The 21359-nt window shown below is 72.8% G+C and carries 16 protein-coding genes; 9 read left to right on the plus strand and 7 right to left on the minus strand.

What is annotated here, in order from left to right; translation table 11 throughout:
• Positions 1-26 precede the first annotated feature (26 nt).
• Both OG994_RS04390 and katG read left to right on the plus strand, forming a co-directional pair.
• The gene (locus OG994_RS04390) at positions 27-455 is read left to right on the plus strand and encodes a Fur family transcriptional regulator (RefSeq protein ID WP_120326525.1); all 429 of its coding nucleotides are present in this window, start codon (positions 27-29) and stop codon (positions 453-455) included.
• 23 nt (positions 456-478) lie between these two features.
• A complete protein-coding gene (gene katG / locus OG994_RS04395) occupies positions 479-2755 on the plus strand; it encodes a catalase/peroxidase HPI (protein ID WP_328852269.1) in 2277 nt (758 codons plus the stop codon).
• An 89-nt stretch (positions 2756-2844) separates the two neighbouring features.
• Here katG and OG994_RS04400 read toward each other — a convergent pair whose 3' ends face one another.
• The gene (locus OG994_RS04400; protein WP_328852270.1) at positions 2845-3549 is read right to left on the minus strand and encodes a Crp/Fnr family transcriptional regulator; all 705 of its coding nucleotides are present in this window, start codon (positions 3547-3549) and stop codon (positions 2845-2847) included.
• A gap of 539 nt (positions 3550-4088) precedes the next feature.
• Positions 4089-5177, minus strand: coding sequence for a hypothetical protein (locus OG994_RS04405; RefSeq protein WP_328852271.1), 1089 nt, complete (start codon positions 5175-5177; stop codon positions 4089-4091).
• Between the two features lie 754 nt (positions 5178-5931).
• Here OG994_RS04405 and OG994_RS04410 point away from each other — a divergent pair.
• The 7 genes from OG994_RS04410 (at position 5932) to OG994_RS04440 (ending at position 13234) form a co-directional block, all read left to right on the plus strand.
• Positions 5932-6708, plus strand: coding sequence for a hypothetical protein (locus tag OG994_RS04410; protein WP_328852272.1), 777 nt, complete (start codon positions 5932-5934; stop codon positions 6706-6708).
• A 112-nt stretch (positions 6709-6820) separates the two neighbouring features.
• Positions 6821-7576, plus strand: a complete 756-nt coding sequence (locus OG994_RS04415; RefSeq protein ID WP_328852273.1) for a vWA domain-containing protein — start codon at positions 6821-6823, stop codon at positions 7574-7576.
• Complete coding sequence (locus OG994_RS04420) at positions 7573-8346, plus strand: protein phosphatase 2C domain-containing protein (protein ID WP_328852274.1); 774 nt, start codon at positions 7573-7575, stop codon at positions 8344-8346. The genes OG994_RS04415 and OG994_RS04420 overlap by 4 nt, the downstream gene beginning before the upstream one ends.
• Positions 8343-9383, plus strand: a complete 1041-nt coding sequence (locus tag OG994_RS04425; protein WP_328852275.1) for a hypothetical protein — start codon at positions 8343-8345, stop codon at positions 9381-9383. Before OG994_RS04420 ends, OG994_RS04425 begins: the two co-directional genes overlap by 4 nt.
• Positions 9383-10033, plus strand: coding sequence for a 4Fe-4S single cluster domain-containing protein (locus OG994_RS04430; protein ID WP_328852276.1), 651 nt, complete (start codon positions 9383-9385; stop codon positions 10031-10033). The genes OG994_RS04425 and OG994_RS04430 overlap by 1 nt, the downstream gene beginning before the upstream one ends.
• Entirely contained in the window at positions 10033-11256 is a 1224-nt protein-coding gene (locus tag OG994_RS04435; protein WP_328852277.1) for a hypothetical protein, read from the plus strand. Before OG994_RS04430 ends, OG994_RS04435 begins: the two co-directional genes overlap by 1 nt.
• A 73-nt stretch (positions 11257-11329) precedes the next feature.
• Complete coding sequence (locus tag OG994_RS04440; RefSeq protein ID WP_328852278.1) at positions 11330-13234, plus strand: AAA family ATPase; 1905 nt, start codon at positions 11330-11332, stop codon at positions 13232-13234.
• Between the two features lies 1 nt (position 13235).
• On the opposite strand, the gene OG994_RS04445 is transcribed toward OG994_RS04440, so the two are convergent.
• The 5 genes from OG994_RS04445 to OG994_RS04465 are packed head-to-tail and all read right to left on the minus strand — an operon-like array spanning position 13236 to position 21354.
• Positions 13236-13556, minus strand: a complete 321-nt coding sequence (locus OG994_RS04445) for a hypothetical protein (RefSeq protein ID WP_328852279.1) — start codon at positions 13554-13556, stop codon at positions 13236-13238.
• Positions 13549-15111, minus strand: a complete 1563-nt coding sequence (locus OG994_RS04450) for a TRAFAC clade GTPase domain-containing protein (protein ID WP_328852280.1) — start codon at positions 15109-15111, stop codon at positions 13549-13551. The genes OG994_RS04445 and OG994_RS04450 overlap by 8 nt, the downstream gene beginning before the upstream one ends.
• 3 nt (positions 15112-15114) lie before the next feature.
• Positions 15115-17502: a GTPase-associated protein 1-related protein gene (locus OG994_RS04455; RefSeq protein ID WP_328852281.1), complete on the minus strand. Its 2388-nt coding sequence runs from the start codon at positions 17500-17502 to the stop codon at positions 15115-15117.
• Complete coding sequence (locus OG994_RS04460) at positions 17499-18692, minus strand: hypothetical protein (RefSeq protein ID WP_328852282.1); 1194 nt, start codon at positions 18690-18692, stop codon at positions 17499-17501. The genes OG994_RS04455 and OG994_RS04460 overlap by 4 nt, the downstream gene beginning before the upstream one ends.
• A 1-nt stretch (position 18693) precedes the next feature.
• Complete coding sequence (locus OG994_RS04465) at positions 18694-21354, minus strand: fibronectin type III domain-containing protein (RefSeq protein ID WP_328852283.1); 2661 nt, start codon at positions 21352-21354, stop codon at positions 18694-18696.
• Positions 21355-21359: the final 5 nt, after the last annotated feature.

The raw sequence follows: 21359 nt of genomic DNA on the forward strand, positions 1-21359 counted from the left end.
CCAGAAGAGTGGTCTAGGTTTGCCGTATGCCGTCCGACTTCGTGACCCAGCTGCGGGCGGCGTCGTTGCGCGTGACCCGGCCTCGGTTGGCGGTGCTGGCGGCGCTGCACGACCATCCGCACGTCGACACCGAGGCGGTGATCGCGCTCGTGCGGGCCGATCTTCCGACCGTCTCCCACCAGGCGGTCTACGACGTGCTGCGTGCGCTCGTCGACGCCGGCCTGGTACGCCGCATCCAGCCCGCCCGCGCGACCGCCCGGTACGAGGCGCGGGTGGGGGACAACCACCACCACGTGGTGTGCCGTTCCTGCGGTGCGATCGCCGACGTCGACTGTGCTGTCGGTCACGCTCCCTGTCTGACCGCCTCCGACGACCACGGTTACGTGATCGAGGAGGCGGAGGTCGTCTACTGGGGCACCTGTCCCGACTGCGCGACCGAACGCACCTCCCAGTGATCCGCCAGTTCGGAAGGAAGAAGATGAGCGACACCCAGGACAACGCCCCCGTGAGCGCGCAGGGCGTCGACAAGAAGGCGGCCGCCGGCTGCCCGGTCGCGCACGACTCGGTGACCGCCCACGGCAGCGAGAGCGAGAACCCGGCGATCGACTCGCCGACCCCGAAGACGGGAGGTCGTCCCCGCACCAACCGGGACTGGTGGCCCAATCAGCTCGACCTGTCGGTGCTGCACGCCAACTCGCCGAAGGCGAACCCGCTCGGTGAGGGCTTCAGCTACGCCAAGGAGTTCGCCAAGCTCGACGTCGAGGCCCTCAAGCGGGACATCGTCGAGGTCCTCACGACCTCGCAGGACTGGTGGCCGGCCGACTTCGGCCACTACGGCGGCCTGATGATCCGCATGAGCTGGCACGCCGCCGGCACGTACCGCATCCACGACGGCCGCGGCGGAGCGGGCGACGGCGCCCAGCGGTTCGCCCCCCTCAACAGCTGGCCGGACAACGCCAACCTCGACAAGGCCCGCCGGCTGCTGTGGCCGGTCAAGCAGAAGTACGGCCAGAAGATCTCGTGGGCCGACCTGCTCGTGCTCGCCGGCAACGTCGCCATGGAGTCGATGGGCTTCAAGACGTTCGGCTTCGGCTTCGGCCGGGAGGACATCTGGGAGCCCGAGGAGATCTTCTGGGGCCCGGAGGACACCTGGCTCGGCGACGAGCGCTACGTCTCGGAGAAGGAGATGGTGGCCGGTGTCGGCGCCACCGAGATGGGCCTGATCTACGTCAACCCGGAGGGCCCGCGCGGCAACGCGGACCCGGCGGCGGCCGCGCACTTCATCCGCGAGACCTTCGCCCGGATGGCGATGAACGACGAGGAGACCGTCGCCCTCATCGCCGGCGGCCACACGTTCGGCAAGACGCACGGTGCCGCCGTCGCCGACGACCACGTGGGCCCCGAGCCCGAGGCCGCCCCGCTGGAGGCGCAGGGTCTGGGCTGGCTCAGCAGCTACGGCACCGGCAAGGGCCCGGACACGATCACCAGCGGTCTCGAGGTGACGTGGACCGACCGCCCGACGCAGTGGAGCAACCGCTTCTTCGAGATCCTCTTTGGCTACGAGTGGGAACTCACCACGAGCCCGGGCGGCGCGAAGCAGTGGGTCGCCAAGGACGCCGAGGCGATCATCCCGGACCCGTACGACCCGTCGAAGAAGCACAAGCCGACGATGCTCACGACCGACCTGGCGCTGCGCGTCGACCCGACGTACGAGAAGATCTCGCGTCGCTTCCTCGAGAACCCCGACGAGTTCGCGCTGGCGTTCGCCAAGGCCTGGTACAAGCTGCTGCACCGTGACATGGGTCCGGTCAGCCGGTTCCTCGGGCCGTGGGTCCCGGAGCCCCAGCTGTGGCAGGACCCGGTGCCGGCCGTCGACCACGAGCTCGTGGGTGACGCGGACATCGCCGCGCTCAAGGCGAAGGTCCTGGAGTCGGGCCTCACGACCGCTCAGCTGGTCACGACCGCCTGGGCCTCCGCCGCCAGCTTCCGCGCAACCGACAAGCGCGGCGGCGCCAACGGCGCCCGGATCCGTCTCGAACCGCAGCGCAGCTGGGAGGTCAACCAGCCCGAGCAGCTCGCCACGGTCCTCGCGACCCTCGAAGGCATCCAGCGGGAGTTCAACGCCGCCGGCGGCGCCAAGATCTCGCTCGCGGACCTCATCGTGCTGGCCGGCTCGGCCGCCGTCGAGAAGGCGGCGCGCGACGCCGGCGTCGAGGTGACCGTGCCGTTCCACCCCGGCCGCACCGACGCCAGCCAGGAGCAGACCGACGTCGAGTCCTTCCGGGTCCTCGAGCCACGCGCCGACGGGTTCCGCAACTACCTGCGCCCGGGTGAGAAGACCCAGCCGGAGGTGCTGCTCGTCGACCGCGCCTACATGCTCAACCTGACCGCGCCCGAGATGACCGTCCTCGTCGGCGGCATGCGCGCCCTCGGGGCCACCGTCGGCGGCACGACGCACGGCGTGCTCACCGACCGGCCCGGCGTGCTCACCAACGACTTCTTCACCAACCTGCTCGCCCCGGGCACGCGGTGGAAGGCGTCGGAGTCCGACGAGCACGTCTACGAGATCCGCGACCTCGCCACCGACGAGGTGAAGTGGACGGCCACCGCCGTCGACCTCATCTTCGGCTCCAACTCGCAGCTGAGGGCCCTCGCCGAGGTCTACGCCAGCTTCGACGCGCGCGAGAAGTTCGTGAACGACTTCGTCGCGGCCTGGACCAAGGTCATGGAACTCGACCGGTTCGACCTCGCCTGACCGATCCGAGGGGCCCCGGTCGACCCACGGGTCGACCGGGGCCCGTCACGGGGGAGGGGCCGTCGAGCGTCCGCGGAAAGAGGCGCGGATCAGTCGTCCTCGACGGTCGTGACCGCCTGCAGGCCCGCCAGGTCGAGCACCACGATCCGGCGGTAGCCGGTGCGGATGAGGTGGTCCGCGCGCAGCGTCCGTAGGGCACGCTGGGTCGTGTCCGTCGCGGCCCCGATCAACGTCGCCAGTTCCGTGTGGCTCAGCTCGACCTCGATGACGAGTTCGTCGCCCTCGCGCCGGCCGCAGTTCACCGCGATCTCCGCGAGCATACGGGCCAGCCGGACGCGCACCGGATGGGCGGCGAAGTCCGCTCGTCGCTCGTTGGCCCACCGCAGCCGTTCACCCACGGTCGCCGCCACCTGCGCCGCGATGGCGGAATGCCGGCTGATGAAGTCGAGGAAGTCCACCTGGCGGATGGCGGTGGACACCACGTCGCCGCAGGCTGTCACGGTGGCCGAGCGTCCCTGGCCGGTGATCGCCGCGAACTCTCCGACGAGGTCTCCCGGGAGACGGATCGCCAGCAGGCGCTCGGTGCCGTCCGCAGCGGTGGTGACCTTGACGAATCCCTGTCTGATCACCTCGACGTGCGTGTCCCGTGCCCGCTCGGTCAACAGCCGTCGGCCGGCCGACACGGTCCGGGTGACGCCCAAGGCGAGCAGTTCCCGGCGCGCGGCGTGTGGGAGCCGTTCGAGGAACGACCCCGCCGCGCAGGCCACGTCACCGTCCTGCGGTACGGCTGGCATGACTCTTGCCTCCTCGAGGCGGCGCGAGATCCCGCCTTTCCCCGGAATACCGCCGATGGGATTCCGGTGCAATACGCGCATCGGCTGAAGGTGAGGGGAGGGAGGCGACGTGGAGTCGCACTGGACGTACCGTTGAGTACCGATGCTGCCGGACGGACGACAGCCCGGCGGGTGTGACCCGCCGGGCTGTCCGTCAGATGACGGCATGTGGACACGGGGGCTGACCCGGCAGGCATCGGAGGAGACATGGCGAGAACCCGGCCATCACGTCGAGCGGCCCCGGCGGATCCGTTGCGGTGGGCGGCTTCGCGTGGCCGCCGACCTGCCCGGCAGCACGCCACGGGCCGGACGCGGGTGCGGTGGTGAGCCCCGACCCTCCTGCGCGGTCTGCGGCCCGCGACCTTTCAGTCGAGCAGCGTGAGCAACTCCGACGGCTTCTCGAGAGGGAACTGGTCACGGCGTGGCGCAGCACGCTCGCCGCCGGGGCGGACCCGGCGGCGATGGCGGGCGCGGTCGACAGCCGGGTCGAGGCACTCCGGTCATGGGCGGGCCTCGTCGATGATGCGGAGCACCTCCCCGACGATCCGTCGGGTGGCAGCGGGATCGCTGAGCAGGGCTGAGACCCATGCGTCCGTGGCCGGGAGGTCGTCCGGCGTCCGGTCGATCTCCTCGCTCCCGGTGCCCCCGCCGAAAACGACCCCGATCACCCGGACCACGGTGTCGACCGGGTCGGCGCCGGAGCGCAGCCGGCTGCTGATCGCCTCCACCGCGGCGGACGCCAGTTCGGTCAGCCGGGCATCGTCCTGCTCCGCGGGCCCGACGGCCAGCAGCGGCGGTGGATCGCCCACCGTCTCTCCCGCGAGGGCGATGACGGGAGCCCACTTGCGGCCCAGCGGCCGTTCGACGTAGTCGGCGTACCACTTCCGCCGGCGGCGCATGGCGGTCAGCACCTGCTCGACCTCGCGGGCCACCGTCGCCTCGTCGCCGCCGGCCGGGTCGCCGGTGACGGACTCCCGGCGCCGTGCCCAGCTCTCCAGCGGCCACAGCTGCGAGCCGGCGGTGGCCGGAAGGCCGACCCAGGTGAGAATCTGTACGGCGAGGTCGGTCAGCCACGGGTCCCCGCCGAGCTCGGCGGCGAGCCAGACCGGCACCCGGGGGCGTTGCAGGGCGCCCCGCTGGCCCCGCCGACGACGGTGACCGTCGACGGTAGCCGCCGTGAGCCGGGCGGCCACCCAACGTTCGACGTCGACGATGGGCACCTTGGCGCCGACGAGCAGATCCGTGACGACCGCCTCGACGTCGTCGTGATGGCGGTCGAGGCACTCGTCCGTGAGCATCCGGACGGAGGACGCGCAGCTCCAATGGCCCCGCCGGTTCTCGATGGGCCGGGTGACCCGGGCGAAGACGATGGGCCACACGATGTCGTAGGCGGCACCGGCGAGCCGGGCACGGGTCTCCGGTTCCGCGGCGGCGGCGTGAGCCGCGAGTTCGCCTCGACGGGCGAGATCACGCAGCTCGTGCACGGCGGAGCGGCGCGAGGACGGCCCGGGCAGGCGCACCGCCCGGCCCTTCGTCACGTCGGCATCGGACGAGAGAGACAGGGAGACCATGTCATCCGCGATCGTCATGCCGTTCCCTCCGGGATACCGATTGATCCTCGTCAGAGCGATAAGCAGATTGCAGGGGCGCGGTATTCGTGTGCTGACCGACAATGGTGCGGTCGGTGGTCGTGTCCAGGCGAGAGGCCGTCGTACGAAAAACCGGTTTGGAGGCCATCAATGGCGGAAACATCGGGCGGAATTGCCGAGCCGGCATCCGGCACGGCCGTCCCGCCAACGGGACCCTGGCCGTCGGGAGGATCCCCACCCCGACCAACGTGGACCGATCGGCGGCTCCGCACCACGGTTTCCCTGTGGTATGAACCCCCAGACGGTGGCCCCGGCTGTCCACAAGGTACTGACGCATGACGTGTCCGGTCTCCTTCACCCGCTGTCGTCGTGGCGAGTACATGCTCCTGCGGGCAGCGGGTGGTCACTGGCCAGAAGATGGCCCATTCCCGGCCAGACAAGGGTCGGGAACAGGACACTCGGCATCGCGGGGGCCGCAGGGCCGGGTAACCCGTCGATAGCCTCCCTCCGGTTCTGGCGGACCGGCCGGCGAGAGGAGACACCACTGCGTTCCGGATTCCCATCCCTGCCCCAAGACCACGACGAACTCCGCCGGGAGTTGCTGGAGTTGCGTCGGGGACCTGGCCTGCAGAGCGGTGACCTGCGGCGGCGGCTGGGACCGCGTCTCACGACGTTGTGCGGCGTCGGGCCGACGGATCCCGCGACGGTGGTGCGCGGGAAAGTACGGTCCACCCTCGCGGCCCTGTCCACCGACATGCCCGCAGATCTGCGCCGGGCCGTGGTGCTGGCGTACGCCCTCGATCCGGAGCACAGCTACCTCCGGCTGGAGCACCGCACCGACCAACTGGCCCGGGAGTTGTCCTGCCAGCATCGGACGGCCCGCCGCCGGATCGACGAAGCGGTGGCTCGACTCGTGGCCACCGCCCTGGACGCCGCCTGGGCCGAGGTCGGCGCCGCACCGGCATGGCACATGCACGCGATGCACGCACTGCTGCGGCTCGACACGCCCACCCCGGAGCTGTACGAGACCCGGGACATCGCCGCCACCCGGCCCGTCGACGACATCACCGTGCAGTTCAGCCTGCCTCGCCGCCCCGACGACCGTGGTGCGGAGCACGACATCGCCGTCGACGTCCTTCACGGCGCCCGGATCCGGGACGTCTCCCGGCACAACGACGGGCAGATCTTCCGCCTCGACCTCACACTTCCCCGGACCCTCAACCCGGGCGAGCGGCACCTGCTCTGCCTGCATTACCGGGTACCGGAGGGACAGCCGATGCGGGAGCACTACGTCTTCCAGCCACTGACCCCGTGCGTCCGGTGCACCGTCCGGTTGCGTTTTCCGCCGGACCGCGCACCACGACACGTGTGGCGGCTCGACGGCGTCCCGCCCCGGGCGGTGGACGACCGCGCGCCGGGCCCGGACCGGCTGCACCTCGACGGCGTCGGCGAGGTGGCGTCGACCTTCGACGGTCTGCGGCAGGGCCACGCGTACGGGGTGGCGTGGTCTTTCGAGGAGGCTGGCCGCTGATCGTCCCGTACGGCTCCGCCGGCGACCGTCGACCCGGTCCGTCAGGTAGGTACATGGGGAGTTCTTCCGTCCCGGCGAGCGGGACGCGCACGGGTTCCGAGGCGGCCCGGCGGTGAGCACCTTCGCCCTGTTCGAGGACGACACGGACGAGCCTGTCGACGTCGATTTCGTCACTGACACCCACCGGCGCCGGTTCGTGGCCCTGCTGATCGACACCTCGCAGTCGATGGCGACCACCCAGACCAACGGCATGCGCGCCATCGACGCCCTCAACAGGGAGCTGGAGCGCTGGCTGCCCACGGTGCGGGCCGGAGGCCGCGGTCCGCTGCGCGACGTCGAGTTCGTCGTGATCACGTTCGGTGCGACCGGTGTGAGCGTCGTCTCCGGGAACCGCACGATCTCGGCCGAGGACGGCGGCGCGTTCGTCCCCGCGTCACGGCTGGAGATCCCGCCGCTGGCCGCCGGCGGCGCCACCCCGATGGTGGAAGCGGTGGAACTGGCGTTGTCGCTGGTGGAGCAGCGGCGGCAGTACGTCCAGACGATCCACGCCCAGCAGACCGGCGGTCCACGGCTCATCCTCGTCAGCGACGGCGAGCCGACCGACCGGGAGGGCAACCCTACCGACGACTGGCAGCGGCTCGCGCACCGCCTGGAGCAGTGGCGCGCGACCCGGCGGATGCAGCTTTTCGCGTTCGGTGTGCCTGGTGTGGACGACGAGGTGATGCGCGCCCTCGCCACCCCCAACGGCTACTTCCCGCTGGAGGATCTCGACCTCCGGCGACTGCTCGACCTCGTCCTGGTCGCCACCACCGACCATGTCGACTTCGAACGCGTGCGCAGCCACGTGTTCGGGGACGAGATCCCGTGACGGCGCGCTGGACGGTGCTGGGCGGCAGCGCCGCGGGTGGGGCGCACGCCCGGGCGGGCAGGAGCGGCCAGGACGCGTACGCGATCGTCGAGGACGCCGGCGTCCTGCTGATCGTCCTGGCCGACGGCGCGGGCAGTCGGCGTTGCGCCGCCACCGGGTCCTCGCTGGCCGTGGCCCTGGCCGGGCAGGTGTTCACGGCCCTCCTCGCCGGCCGACCGCCCCGCACCGCCGCTGAGTGGGAGGCCCTGCTGGACGCCGCGGGGCACAGGTTGTCCCGCCGCTTCCGGCGGGGCACGCGTGCCCTGACGCGGGCCGTCGGCGGATTCCACCCCGACGATCTGGCCACCACGGTGACCGTCGTCGTCGCCCGGCCGCCGTGGCTCGCCGTACTCGCCGTCGGTGACGGCATCGTCGTGGTCCGGACCGCCGATGGCGCCCTCGAACTGCTGGCCGGGCCGCCAGACGAGGCCCACCGGCCGCCCGGCGCGACGGAGCTGCTGCCGCGGGCGGGGTCGCACGCCCGGCGCGTGGTCGTACACCGGCCGGATCTGACCGGACTGGCCGTGTCCACCGACGGGTTGGACGACCTCCTCGTCGAGTACGACACCAGCCGCGGCCGCCGGCCCGGCGCGGACGCCTTCGGGCAGCTGTTCGCCCTGGCCGAGGCACCCGAGCCGGACGCCACCGTGCTGAACCGGCTGCTCGGCGGCGCGCGGGTCGGCGCGCTGACCGACGACGACCGGACCCTCGTGCTGGCGGTGCCCCGGTGAGCCGGGACGTGTGGCTGGTCGACCCGGCCGGCGAGCGGGTCACGGACGTCCTGGGCTCGCCGGTCGGATCCGTGGGGTCGCAGGGACGGGTGTTCCGCCTGCGAAACCGGCCGGACACGGTGGTGAAGGTGCTTCACCGCGTCGATCCCGCCCTGCTGGCCGATCGGCTGCGGGTGATGCTCGCCGATCCGGCCGACTGGACGGTGCGGCACGGACGGTACATGGTGGCCTGGCCGACTGCGACGGTGTACCGGGCCGACGGGCGGCTGCTGGGCTACGCCGCACCCCGGCTCGCGCCGCCGCACTTCGCGCCGCTGCCGCTGCTGTTCAACCCGGCCGCCCGGGCCCGGATGCTGCCTGGGGCGACCTGGTCCTGGTGGCTGACCGTGGCGGAGGAGCTCGCCCGGGCCGTCGACCTGGTGCACCAGCGCGGTCATGTCATCGGCGACCTCGCCCCGGCGAACGTGTTCGTCTCCGCCACCGGCGCCGTCTGCCTCATCGACGCCGACGGGTGGCAGCTGTACGACCCGGCGGCCGATGCGGAGCTGCCCTGTCCGTTCTCCCGGCCCGAGTACACGGCACCCGAGCACCTCGACACCCTGCCGGCGCGGCGGGAACCGGGTAGCGACAACTGGGCCCTGGCCGTGCTCGTGGGACAGCTACTCTGCCTCGGCTTCCATCCGTTCGGAGGAGTGCCGCCCGGCGCCCCAGGGGTGGTCGAGGAGATCGACAACGTGAGGCACCGCCGGTGCCGTCTGCTGGGCGCGGACCTGCGCGCGCCGGTAGCCGCTGTCGGGCCGGACGTCCTCCCGGCGGTGCTGCGGCGCCGGTTGGCCGACGCGCTCGTGACCGGATACGACGTGCCCGCCGCCCGGCCCGGCCCGCCGTCCTGGGCAGCCGCGCTGGCCCACACCCGGGACCGGCTGGTCCGCTGCCCCACCGTGGCCACCCACGTCCATTCGGCTGAGCGTCCGGGCTGCCCCTGGTGCCAGCTCGTCGCCGCCGGCGCACCCGAGCCGTTCCCGGAAGGTGGATGATGACCACGACGATCAGGGTCAGCCGGGTCACGGACCGCACCACCGTGCTGGGGCCGGGCCTACGCGCGGTGATCTGGGTACGGGGGTGTCCGCTGCGGTGCGTCGGCTGCGTCGCGCCGGAGGACCTGCCGTTCGACGGCGGCACGCCCCGCACTGTCGACGACCTCGCCGGCTGGCTCGGCGCCCTGCCAGCCGAGATCAGCGGCGTGACCTTCTCCGGTGGAGAGCCGATGGCACAGGCGGCCGGTCTGAGCGCGCTGGTGGATCGGATCCGCGCCGACCGGGACTGGTCGGTGATGTCGTTCAGCGGCTGGACCATCGAGCACCTGCGCACGCACGGCAGTCCGGCCCAGCGCCGGCTGCTCGGCCAACTCGACATCCTCGTGGACGGCCCCTACGTCGCGGCCCGTCACGCGGCCCTGCGGTGGCGTGGCTCGGCAAACCAGCGGCTGCACTTCCTCACCGACCGGCACTCGCCGCCCGAACGCGACACCTCCGCGGGCATCGAGCTGCACCTGCGGGGTACGGGCGTCGAGTGGGTCGGGGTGCCGCCGGTGCGCGACTTCCGCACGGGATTTGAGAGCGCCATGGCCGACCAGGGAGTGCTGCTCGCGCCATCCCATCCCTCTCCGCAGGAAGGAGGCCGGTGATGTCCGGAAGCCCGAAGTACACGGTCGTCGACCTGGACGCCGCCCGACGAGCCGAGGTCGAGGCCGCCCGCCGCCGGCGCGAGGAGGAACGCCGGAGGCGCCGGGAGGAGGCCCGCCGCCGGCGCCTCGATGCCGGTGTCCGCGCTACGACCACCCGCCGGGATGCGCTGGTGAACCGGCTTCGTCAGCTCGCGGAGACCGCGCGGACGCTGCCCCAGCATGCCGAGGTGATCGCCGAGCTGTCCCGGGCCGTCGCCCTGGCCCCACCCGTGGACGAGCCCGGTGTCACCGTTGTCGGGCGGCAGCTGCGCCGCGTGGAACGTCGCGTCGACGCCCTCGTCACCGCGGTCGCCGCGGCGCTCAGCCGACAGGAGCGCGCGCGTGCCGTGGACCTGGCTCTCGAGCCGTTGAGCGGGCTGGCGGACGGGGAGAGACTCGACCCGACCGGGCACCGGTCCGTCGCCGCGTTGCGAGACCAGGCACGTCGACACCACGGAGACGACAGGAGCTTCGGCAAGATCCACGAGCAGCTCCGCGGGGCGGTCGTGGCGCACGTGGCGACGGTCCGCGACCGGCAGGGTCAGCTGCTGCGGATGGCTGCCGAGTCCGACGAGCTGGCGACACGGCTGGAGGCGGTGCTGGCCGACGCCGAGGCGGCGCGGGTGCCGGTGACCGGTGCGGCCGAGCTCCGCGCCGAGGTGTCGGAGCTTCGCGCCCGGTCCGGCGACGGGAGTGTCACCCGCTGGGAGCAGCGGGCGGCGGAGCTGCGCCGACACGTCGAGGCGGTGACGGCGGACGTTGACGCCCACCTCGACCGGATGGAGCGGATGGCGATCATCGTGGAAGCGGCCAGCACCGCACTGCCGGCAGCCGGCCTGCGGGTGGTGCCGGACAGCCTGACGGAGCGCGACGACGCGGTGATCTTCGTTGCGGAGCGCGCCGACGGCTCCGCCATCGAGCTGACCGTTCATTCCGACGACGGCGACGGCAACCGGCTGGAGTACCGGGTCGACGGCGCGGACACGGTGGTCGAGACCTCGGTGGACGGCACGACCTCCCGCTGCGATCTGACCGAGGAACTGCTCGAACGGTTCCACACGGAGCTCGGCCGGCAGGGCGTGGCGGCCCACGGCCTGCACTGGGCGGGCAAGCCGGCCGAGCCCCGGCCCCCGGCCCGGCAGGCCCTCGCCAACCCTGCCCACCAGTTGAGGGAGCGGGCATGAGCTACGCACGGTGGAGTCCTCGGGTGCAGTGGGGTGGGGTCCCGTCGGCATCCGTGCGAGGTGAGGTGACGACATGAGCGACGGTGCGGCGCCGCGACCCACGGCGCGACCGGCGGCGGCCTGGCTGGAACGCGTCACCGCCGAGATCGCCCGTGGTCGGCACGTGGTCATCCACGGCAACATCCGGGACCTGGTTCGGTGGGATCGGTCGTTTCAACCGGTACGGACAGCCGTCACCGGGCTGCTGTCGGTCTTCGGCTACCAGCTCACCGGCTACTACGACCTCGTCGACGGGCTCAGCTTCGCCGACGGCGACGACGAGCGCGAGTTCCAGCGGCTGAGCGCGACCGGCGCCGCCCGGGCCGTGCCGGCGGACGCGGGTCCCGCGCCGACCGACCGCGCCGACCCGGTCCGGACGCGCTTCGCCGCGGCGCTGCGGGAGGCCCCCGCACCGACGCTCACCGGCCCCCACGACGTGCTGGCCGCGATCCGCACCGTGCTGCGACAGGGCGTCACGTCGGTGGCGTTCCTGATCGACCTGGCCGACCTGATGCTCTCGCCGCCCGACCGCGGCGGTGACGCCGAACGGCGGCTGCTCGGCACGATGGCCCGGGCGATGAGCGAGGCCGCCCAGACCGGTCCGCTGCGCAACCTCGTGGTGCTCCTCGCCGACGACCTTGGCGCCCTGCCGGCCTGGCTGTACCGGGACCGGCCGTACGTGCAGGTGGTCGAGGCGGCGCTGCCGACCTTCGACGAGCGGCACGTGTACCTCCACCAACACGTCCGGCGCTTCCACCAGGCGGCCGAAGCCCAGAAGGTCCGCGAGGACCTGCGCGTGCTGGCCAACCTCAGCGAGGGGATGGCGATCACCGAGCTGGACGGCCTGTGGCGGATGAGCAACCTTCAGGGCATCCCGCTGGACGAACCCCGGACGCTGATGAAGCGCACCCTGTTCGGCCCGCGTCAGGACCCGTGGCGGCAGGTGCGCGCCCGACTCGCCGCGAGGCCGGCGACACCGACCGAACGTACCTTCGCGAGTGTCGTGGAGGAGCGGGTCATCGGCCAGCCGGTGGCGGTCGACCGGGTGCGCAGGGCGTTGACGGCCGCCACGGTGGGCATCGATTTCGCGGCCGACCCGCACTCCGCCGAGGCACGGCCCAAAGGGATCTTCTTTTTCGTCGGCCCGACCGGGGTGGGCAAGACCGAGCTTGCCCGGGCGCTCACCGAGTTCGTGTTCGACGACGAGGCCGCCTTGGCCCGGTTCGACATGTCCACCTTCACGGAACCCCACTCCGCGGAGCGGTTGACCGGAGCGCCGCCCGGCTACGTGGGGCACGAACGCGGCGGCGAGCTGACCAACCGGGTCGCTCAAAGGCCGTTCAGCGTGTTGCTCTTCGACGAGATCGAGAAGGCGCACAACTCGGTGTTCGACAAGTTCCTCCAGGTGCTCGACGACGGCCGGCTCACCGACGCCCTTGGCAACACCGCGTACTTCTCCGAGACGATCATCATCTTCACCTCGAACCTGGGGGCTGCCGAGACGTACGGCTGGTACAGCGGTGGTCGACTGCCGGACTACGATGCGGTCACGGCCCACTTCGAGGGCGCTGTCCGGGAACACTTCACGACCAGGCTCGGCCGACCGGAGCTGCTGGGCCGGCTCGGGGGCGGGATCACCGTCTTCGACATCCTCCGGCCTGAGTTCGTCGAACGGATCGTCCACAAGCTTCTGACCCAACTCGTCGCGAGCGCGGCGCGCCAAGGCGTCCGGCTGACCGTCGACGTGCCGTCCGTGGTGGCCCGGGTCCAGCAGGAGATGGCCCGCCCCGACGCGCTGCGGCTCGGCGTACGCCGCATCCGTGACGTCCTCGACCGCCTGGTGCGGGAGCCCCTGGTCCAGCACGTCTTCGACCACCCCGGGCAGGGTGCCGTGCAGGTGGCGGTCGGCGCGCACGGTCCGGTGGTCCGGGCCGGCTGACTCAGCCGGCCCGGCTCTTTGTCGGAGTCGCCTTCGCTGGCTTCTTCGTCGGCTTCTTCGTCGGCTTCTTCGGTCTGGCGGAGGGCGTGAGAGTCGGCGTCGGTGTCGGCTCGGCCGCCGGTCGTGCCCGGTCGATGGCGTCGAGCACCGGGGCCCACAGGTAGGCGATGGCATCGCCGCCCCACCGGCCGCCGGTTGTCACCGCGGCGGCAAGTCCGTCCGAGAGCCCGCCGACGGCCAGCACACCCACCAGCGTGCCGAGAACGAGCAGGCGCGCCACGCGGTGGCCCAGCGGAAGCTGCGGCCGTCTCTGTTCAGCCACGGTGACTCCTCCACTCCTGCGCGAGGATCCAGTCGGCCGGGCCGAGCCCACCGTCCGGGCCGGAGTCGAGACCGGAGACCAGGAACCATCGCACCTCGCGGAAGTCGCGCTCGGCGGCGAGCACGAGGTTGTGCAGGCCGTTGTCTGCCAGCCAGGCCCGTACGCCGGCCGGGTCCGCCGGACCGGCGGCGAGTTTCTCCAGCAGGTCCGCCTTGGAAACCACGAACGCGAGCCGCCGCCGGTCCGTGCGGACGCCGTAGTCCTGCAACCGCTGCACCGTCGCGTTGTACGCGTCCTCAGGGTCGTAGGTGGCGGGGTTCGCGGCGACGAAGACCTCGGGCGCACCGGCGGCGTACTCGTCGCGTACCCGGCGGATCGAGAACGGGTCCAGGACGTAGACCAGCGAGCGGGCGTGGTCGAGGTAGGCGAGTCGGGCGTTCTGCGCCTGGTCGACCAGGTTCTCGCCGGCGGCGTCGAAGAGGTGCACCAGCGCGACCCGTGGCCCCCGGGACAGCCGGAGGGTGAGAGCGACCGGCGGGGCGCCCGCCTCAGTCTTCGCCGCAGCGGCGCCCTCGGCCATGAGCCGCGCGTACGTCTCGTACCGCTGCCGGCTGTGGTCGTCCGCCGGCGTCACCGTGACTCCGGCCCGCTCCGCGAGCCCGTGCAGGCCCACCAGGGCTGACATGATCAGCTGTGTCTTGCCGGCCGACGCGGCCCCGAACACCGGCATCCGGACGTCGGTCACCACCCCGGCGCCGGCCAGCAGGCGCTCCCCGCAGCTCGGGCACTGGGCCTCCAACCGGCGGCTGAACGAGGCCCGCAGGACGGTGGTGGGCAGGAGCCAGCCGCAGCCGCAGCGCCGCCAGAGCACACCGAGCCGGCCCGGGCGCAGGTCTCGGTGCAGATCCGTGCCGTCCAGGCGGTGGCCGGGAGGATGCGGGCCGAGGCACCGGTACGCGGGCACAGCCGCGAGCTGGTAGCAGTGCTGGCAGCTGGCGCGCGACCGCAGCACCACCTGCCAGCCGGCGTCCGCACAGCGCAGGAGTTGGACGACAGTTCCACCGACCAGCCAGGCCCCCGCCGAGACGGTCGCCGCGACGAGCACGACAACGGCGACGCCGCCGGCGACGGCCAGCGACACGGCGAGCTGGCCGGCGAGCACCGGCACGTACAGTGGCCACCAGCGCTTCACCCGCGGTCTCCTCAACAGGGCGGCGGGCCGGGCCCAGAGCCTGCGGACGAGCGCCCGGCAGTGCTCGGCGGCGGCACGGACGTCCAGCGCCACCTGGACCGCGAAGTACTGGGGCCAGGCCAGGTCGCGGCGGACGAACGCCGGTGACACCCGGCCGGGCAGGGAACCCCGGTTGACCTGCTCGGGGGTGCGGACGGGGGCCCACCGGGCCTGTCCGATCAGGACGGCACCCGCCACGCCGAGGACCAGGATCGCACCACCGGCCAGGCCGACGGGCAGTGCGACCAGGGCCAACGGCGTGGAGACCAGCACCAGGCACACCGCGCACGCGGTGGTGTAGAGGAGACGTCCGATGAGCCGCACCGGTCACCGCCGCCGGAACGGGTGGCCCAGGCGCCGCAGGCGCCGCCGGGCGGCGTACCGGGCGACGGTGTCGCGCCAGGCGGTGCGCCAGGACTGGCTCGCACGGGCGAAGGCAGCATCGGCCACGGCGATTTGATCGGCCGGCACCCGGGTGAGCCAGTTCCCGAGCGCCTGATCCAGCATCTCCGCTCCGCGTACCGCCACTCCGCTGTTGAGGAGGTAGAAGCTGACGATCGCCGGGGGCGCCACGTCCTCGGTGACGAGCGTGTGGGCCAGCCGGGCGACGAGCGGCTCGCGCAGCGCGGGATGGCGCTCGAGCAGCGAGTCGAGGCTGCGGAACGCGACCACCCGGGCCAGCGCCGTGACCACCTCGGCCCGACGCATCGCCACCAGCCGGGGCGGGCAGGCGCTGAGCCGTCGCAGGCGGCGGCCGATGTCGTCGTCGGGGTGCCCCAGCTCGCCGATGAGCCGCAGCAGCTCGTCGTCGTCCGCCAGTTCGTCACGGAGCCGCTGAGTGGGGGCCAGCAGCTTACGGTCGATCAGTTGCCGGCAGAGGTCGAGTTCGCGCGGGGTCGGCCGCTCACCGTTGAGGACGTGGTGGACGAGCCCGCGGAACACCCTTGTGGGCGGCCGTGCCCCGGCCGGGGCCAGGTCGCAGACCAGTTCCAGCTCGGCGAGGGTGGGCGGGCTCTGGCCCCACAGCGCACCCACGGCCCAGCCGAACCGCTCCGGCTCGTCCCGGGCCGCGCGAAGGTGGCGCTCCACCGTGGCCGCCCGGGCGTCGCCGTGGCGTACCGCCGCGCCCAGCACCGCCTCCGCCAACGGCAGCTCCAGCCGATCGACCACGGGCAGCAGGCGCTCCCACCAGCCGTCGCCCACCACCGCCCGGGCGGTCCCGCCCCGCTGGGCACGTTCACCCAGCACCGCGATGAGCCGCTTCTCCAGCTCGGCTGCGCAGGGCAGGCCACGGACGCGAAGGTCAGGGTGGTCCGCCCAGTACGCCACGAACGGCTCCGCGGCGGTGCGGACGTCCTCCCACCGCACCCCGACGCCGAACCGGTTCGCCACCCGCAGGAGCGTCTCGAAGTGTCGGGGCGGCACCTCGCAGGTGAGCGCCTCGGTGACGATTTGCCGTGCCTGCTCGTCGTGGTCGGGATGCCATTCGCCGGGCGGCAGGGGAGGCAGCGACCTGCCGTTCACCGCACCGCCGGTCCGCGCAGCGGCAACCTCGCTGATGATGAGGGCCAACCGGACGTCGGCGGCCTTGCCGGGCAGCAGCCCGTCGCAGCCGACCTCGTCGAGCAGCACCAGGATCTCCTCCGGCCACCGTTCGGGGGTTTCCGCGAAGAGCTCGGCCACGTCGGCCCCGTACGCGCCACGCATCCGCTCCGGACCGGTCCGCAGCCAACCGACGATGGCCCGGGCATGTCGGGGATCGGGGCGGTGGTGCAGGATCGCGGCCAACCCCAACGCGATGGCGGCCTCGTCGGCCCAACCGTCGCCCGTGGCGAGCTCGGATTCGGTCGCCACGGTGAGGGCGTCCACGACGTCGCGGGGGTCCTCGGTCAGGAACAGGTCGACCCAGCGGCGGGCGGCCGGATGCGGCACGACCGGCGTGTGCTGGTGCCGGTGCAGGTCGAAGACGACGTACCCGAGCTGGTTGTCGATTCGGCCGGCCGGGCCGGCGAACTCGGGGAGTACCGCGACGATCGGCATGGCGGATCGGGCCGGATCGGTCGAGTAGATCTTGAAGCCGAGTTCCAGCGCCCGCTCGCGGGGGACCAGCAGGGTGCCCGCGACGAGCCAGTTCATGATCACCGTGACGTCGTCGCCGACGAAGAGCACCCGTGGCTTCCCGGGCCGTCCGGCCTCGACCAGCGCGGAGACCAGGCTGAGCAGCGTCGCCGGCCCGTCCGGTTGGCCCTGCACGAAGTCCCGGGCGTGAGTCGGCGTGTGCGCCGCGCCCGCGTCGTCGTCGAGGCGCACCGGGTCGCACTGGGTGGTGGGTGTCGGTCGGGCAGACCAGAACGGGGCCCCGAAGAGCTGCGCCGGCCGCAGGCTGCCGTAGCTCGCCGGGTCGTTGGTGACGATGGCGTGGGTGAGCTGGTTGCCCTCCCGGGTGCCGTTGGCCTCCCGACCGAGGTAGACACCGGCGGCGGTAGCCAGGGTGTCCCCGGAACGCAGGTGCGCGAACGAGGGCGGGTACTGCGCGGCCGGCCGACGCTCGGCCATCCATCGCGACGGAGGCTCATAGAGGAGGTTGTCCTTGACCAGATTCTCCGCCGCGGCGACGGCGTCGGAGGAGCGGGCCTGGAACTGGAGGCCGGCGCTCCCGCGCAGCCCCTGCCCGGGCCGGCAGTCCGTGTAGATCAGGGCCTCGAAACCGGTCATCGGCCGGTCCCGCCCCGAGGCACCACGTTGAACTCGCTGAGCAGCCACAGCAGCGGCTCGTCCACCCGGAACGGCTGGACCCCCCGTGCGTCGACCCGGTTGTTGTCGTAGTCCGGCTCGGTGCCCAGTGAGCTGATCGCGAAGTAGCGGAACCGTTTGTAGTTGAGGCGCAGGTGCGTGTCGATGTCGTCGGCGCCCCAGTCGTGCAGCAGCGCACGGACGTGCTCGTGGGTGTCCCGGCCGGCCTGTTCGTCGTAGTACGGGCCGGGCTGCGGCCGGCGTACCAGGGGGTGCTCGGGCCCCAGGACGTCGAAGAACGCGTCGATCTTCGCGAAGGCCACCGCGACCGGGATCGGGATGTTGCGCCGCCCGCCGAGCCGGTGGCTCAGCCGCAGGTTCTCGGTCACCCGGCTGACCACGTCGATGGTGCGGGCGGTGATGTCGAGCGCGGCCTTCGGAAGCCGGATTCGGTCCCGCGCCTGTGGGATCATGAACGGGTCGAGCAGCAGGATGAGGGCGTCGGCCGCGCCGAGGTAGCCGAGATTGTCCACGGTCTCCTGCGCCGCCAGGTCCTCACCCGCGGTGTCGAAGAACGACAGGAACGTGGTGTCGTAGCCCGTGATCCGGCGGGTCTGCCGCCAGGCAAACACGATCGGCTCGCGGCGTCCCCGCTTCGCCTGGTTCGTTCGCTGGTAGAGCCCGCCGTCGGGAAAGAGCTCGCCGGCCGGGTCGAGGAAGTCGGCGCCACCGCCGGTCTCGGCCGAGAACTGGGTGTCGCCGACAAGCCGGATGTCCGCGCCGAACCGCCGGCCCATCCCGTTGCGCAACTGGTGCGACAGCACCTTCAGGTAGACGCTCTTGCCGGTGTGCCGGGCGCCGGCCATCGCGATCAGCGGACTGCGTCCCTCGCCGAACGTCGCCGGCAGCCGGCTGTGGCAGGTCGGGCACACCCGGACCGCCGACTCGACGCCGCAGTCCGGGCACGCGGCGGCAATTACCGTGCGCAGCCCGCGGCGGGGCCCGGCGAACGAGGGCAGCACCATCTCCTTGACGCCGAGTTCCCGCTCCCGGTCGGTGTCCCACCGCGGCGCGCAGGGTTCCTTTCCCGGCGGCCGGCGCCCCGTGCACCGGAACCACGGCGCCCGCATATCGATCTTGCTGTAGCAGTACGGGCAGGAGAGGCTCGTCATGTCAGGACACCTTCATCTCGCGGATCGGGTCGGTGACCCGCGCCCCGGGCGGTCGGATCACGAAGCAGCGCAACCAGTACGGCCTGGCCAGGCCGGTGGGCGTCGTGAACGGGAGCTGCCACGGGGTACCCGGGCGCAACGACAGGCCGGTGACCCGGGCCACCACGACGCCCTGCTCCGGCCGGACCGGCATGGCGGGCCCGGAGGCCGCGACGAGGACCAGCTCCACCCCCTCGCAGGCGTGGTCGACCTCGACGGTGAGCACCCGGTTCCGGCTGAGGAACCCGCTGGCCCGGCGCAACTGGTACCGGAGCGCCACCGGAACGCCCTCGACGGGTGCCGACTCGGCGAGCGAGAACGTCTCCCCGCCCGGGCCGCTCTCCACCGTCCGCACCGAGATCCGTCCGGCGGCCGCGCCGACCGGGATGCGGCAGCCGGACTCGGTGAGCTGGCCGCGGGTGACCCGGCGCGTCGTCGCCGGACCCCGCTCCGGCGTGAAGGTCACCTCGGCCAGGTTCACCGACGACGGCCACAGCCAGGCCACCGTCACCTCGTCGCCGGTCCGGCGGACGACCAGCTGCCGGACCGGTTCGGTGATCCCGAGCAGCACCGGTTCGCCCACCACGGCGGTGTTGGTCGCCGGGTCGACGGTGAAGGGAACGTACACGAACCGGCCGCTGGGGACGGCCACCTCCAGGAGCGTCTCCGACCCGCGGCGGAGCCGGTCGCTGATCAAGGCCTCGCCGTACGCGGTCATCTCGTCGCGGCTGACCCGCGTACCGGAGGACCAGGGCGGGCGCGCCTCCGCCTGCCGGATCGACACGGTGCCGGTGGCGGGGGTCGTCCAGGCGAACTGGGCCGTCGCGGTCTCCGCGTCGACGGCCGTGAGATGAGCCCGCAGCTTGTCCACGTAGGACGGCGCCGCGTCACGCAGCAGCGCGCGGACCACCACCATCGGCGCCTCGACCTGCGCGCCCTGCTCGTCCCGGTAGACCGCGACGATGCCGTAGTAGCGGTCGGTCGTTCCGTCGCCGGCGTCGTCGTGGAGCCCCGTGTGTGAGGCCGGCACCGGGTCCCCGTCGCCGGGCGAGGTGGGCGGCCGGGCGAGGGTCCGCCGTGCCCGCACCTCCTCCACCGCCGGGTGCGCGCGCCAGGTGCAGGAGACCTCCTCCGGGCCCACCCACACCTGCACGCCCGACACGGGTGGCACGACCCGGGCCTGCGCGGTGGCGGGGCGCGACCAGTCTCCGCCGACGGTGGCGAAGACCCCGTAGTGCAACGGACGGGCCGCCGGCGGCGCCGGGTCGGTCGCCTCGGTCCGGTCGCCCTCGACGACCGTCTCCCCGTCGACGGGGGAGCGGGGCGGCCGGTCGGACCGCACCACCCGGTAGCGGACCTCCGCGGCCTGTGTCGGAGCAGCGGTCCAGGTCAGCCGTACGCCGGCGTCGAGCGCCCGGGCGGTCAGGTCGCGCGGCGGCGGCGGGGCCAGCGTGGCCAGGCGTTCGGCCAGGTCCTCGTCGTCGGCCGCGATGCGCAGCGCCGCACGCAGGTGCCGGGCGGCCTCCTCCTCACGTCCGGCTCCGACCGCCTCGTCGGCCGTACGGCGCAGCGACTCCACCTCGGCGAAGAGTGCGTCGATCTGGTCGCGCAGCTCGTCGTGGTGCGGGTCGTCCTTCGGCAACACCGCCAGCGCCTGCTGGGCCGCGGCGAGCTGCCCCTCGGCGACCAGGTCCCGGATCCGCTCCGCCGGGCTGGCCTCCTGTTCCGGGTCGGCCGGCAGGTTCGCGACCACCGATTGCGCCTCGGCGTTCTCCAGGCCGACGTCGGTGGCGATCCGGACCAGCATCCCGTCGGGAATGCCCTTCGCCCGACCCGAGCGGAGTCGCTCCACCACCTGGAAGAGCGCGACGGCGCGCAGGTCGACGCCGTCGGCGACGGCGCGCTGGAGCAGTCCCAGGGCCTCCTTCCGCACCCGGACGAGGGTCGAGTCGGCGGTCCGGTTCGCCTCCTCCGTCCGGGCCCGCACGGTGGCCGCGTCGAGCGCCACCGCGTCGGCGTCCAGGAGGCGGAACGGCGCGCCGTCGGGATGCACCACCTGGACGAGGGTCGGCACCCCCAGCCGCGCCTGGAGGTCGGCCAGCGAGCGGTAGGCGGCCCGGTTCATCCCCGGACTGTTCGGCAGCTCCACCGGGTCGATCACCGCGAGGCCGGCCCGACGGACCGCCTCGTCGATCTGGCCGGGGTCGAGGCCGGGCCAGTGCCCGGCGAGTTCCTTCAGCTGGACCCGGGTGATGCGCCCGAGTGCCCCGTACGCCCGGGCAAGGTCCTGGGCGAATCGTTCGGACTCGGCGCGGGCCCCACGGGCGTGCTCGGCCATCCGCTCCTGCCACCAGCGCGGATCGAGCATCTCCGTGCCGTGGATCGCCCGCAGCTGCTCGTCCCGGCTGAACAGCTGAGCGCAGATCCGCGCCGCGGCGTCGACGCCACCCGAGCGCTGGTTCCACAGCCGTCGAACCGCGGTCAGGTGTTCCCGCAGCTCCGCGCCGGACATCTCCGGCGTCACGGCGTAGTGCCGGGCGAGGTCGGTGGGGGAGAGGCCGCCGGGCTGGTCCCGCAGCGGCATGATCACGTCGCGCAGGTAGGCGCGCTGGTCGAACGCCACGGCAG

It is taken from the genome of Micromonospora globbae (assembly GCF_036184225.1).
Taxonomy (GTDB): domain Bacteria; phylum Actinomycetota; class Actinomycetes; order Mycobacteriales; family Micromonosporaceae; genus Micromonospora; species Micromonospora globbae.

Coding starts and splice junctions, on each gene's coding strand:
- OG994_RS04410 (WP_328852272.1), top strand. CDS start 5,932: ATGCCCGCAGATCTGCGCCGGGCCGTGGTGCTGGCGTACGCCCTCGAT.
- OG994_RS04400 (WP_328852270.1), bottom strand. CDS start 3,549: ATGCCAGCCGTACCGCAGGACGGTGACGTGGCCTGCGCGGCGGGGTCG.
- katG (WP_328852269.1), top strand. CDS start 479: ATGAGCGACACCCAGGACAACGCCCCCGTGAGCGCGCAGGGCGTCGAC.
- OG994_RS04435 (WP_328852277.1), top strand. CDS start 10,033: ATGTCCGGAAGCCCGAAGTACACGGTCGTCGACCTGGACGCCGCCCGA.
- OG994_RS04455 (WP_328852281.1), bottom strand. CDS start 17,502: ATGACCGGTTTCGAGGCCCTGATCTACACGGACTGCCGGCCCGGGCAG.
- OG994_RS04390 (WP_120326525.1), top strand. CDS start 27: ATGCCGTCCGACTTCGTGACCCAGCTGCGGGCGGCGTCGTTGCGCGTG.
- OG994_RS04460 (WP_328852282.1), bottom strand. CDS start 18,692: ATGACGAGCCTCTCCTGCCCGTACTGCTACAGCAAGATCGATATGCGG.
- OG994_RS04440 (WP_328852278.1), top strand. CDS start 11,330: ATGAGCGACGGTGCGGCGCCGCGACCCACGGCGCGACCGGCGGCGGCC.
- OG994_RS04405 (WP_328852271.1), bottom strand. CDS start 5,177: ATGACGATCGCGGATGACATGGTCTCCCTGTCTCTCTCGTCCGATGCC.
- OG994_RS04430 (WP_328852276.1), top strand. CDS start 9,383: ATGACCACGACGATCAGGGTCAGCCGGGTCACGGACCGCACCACCGTG.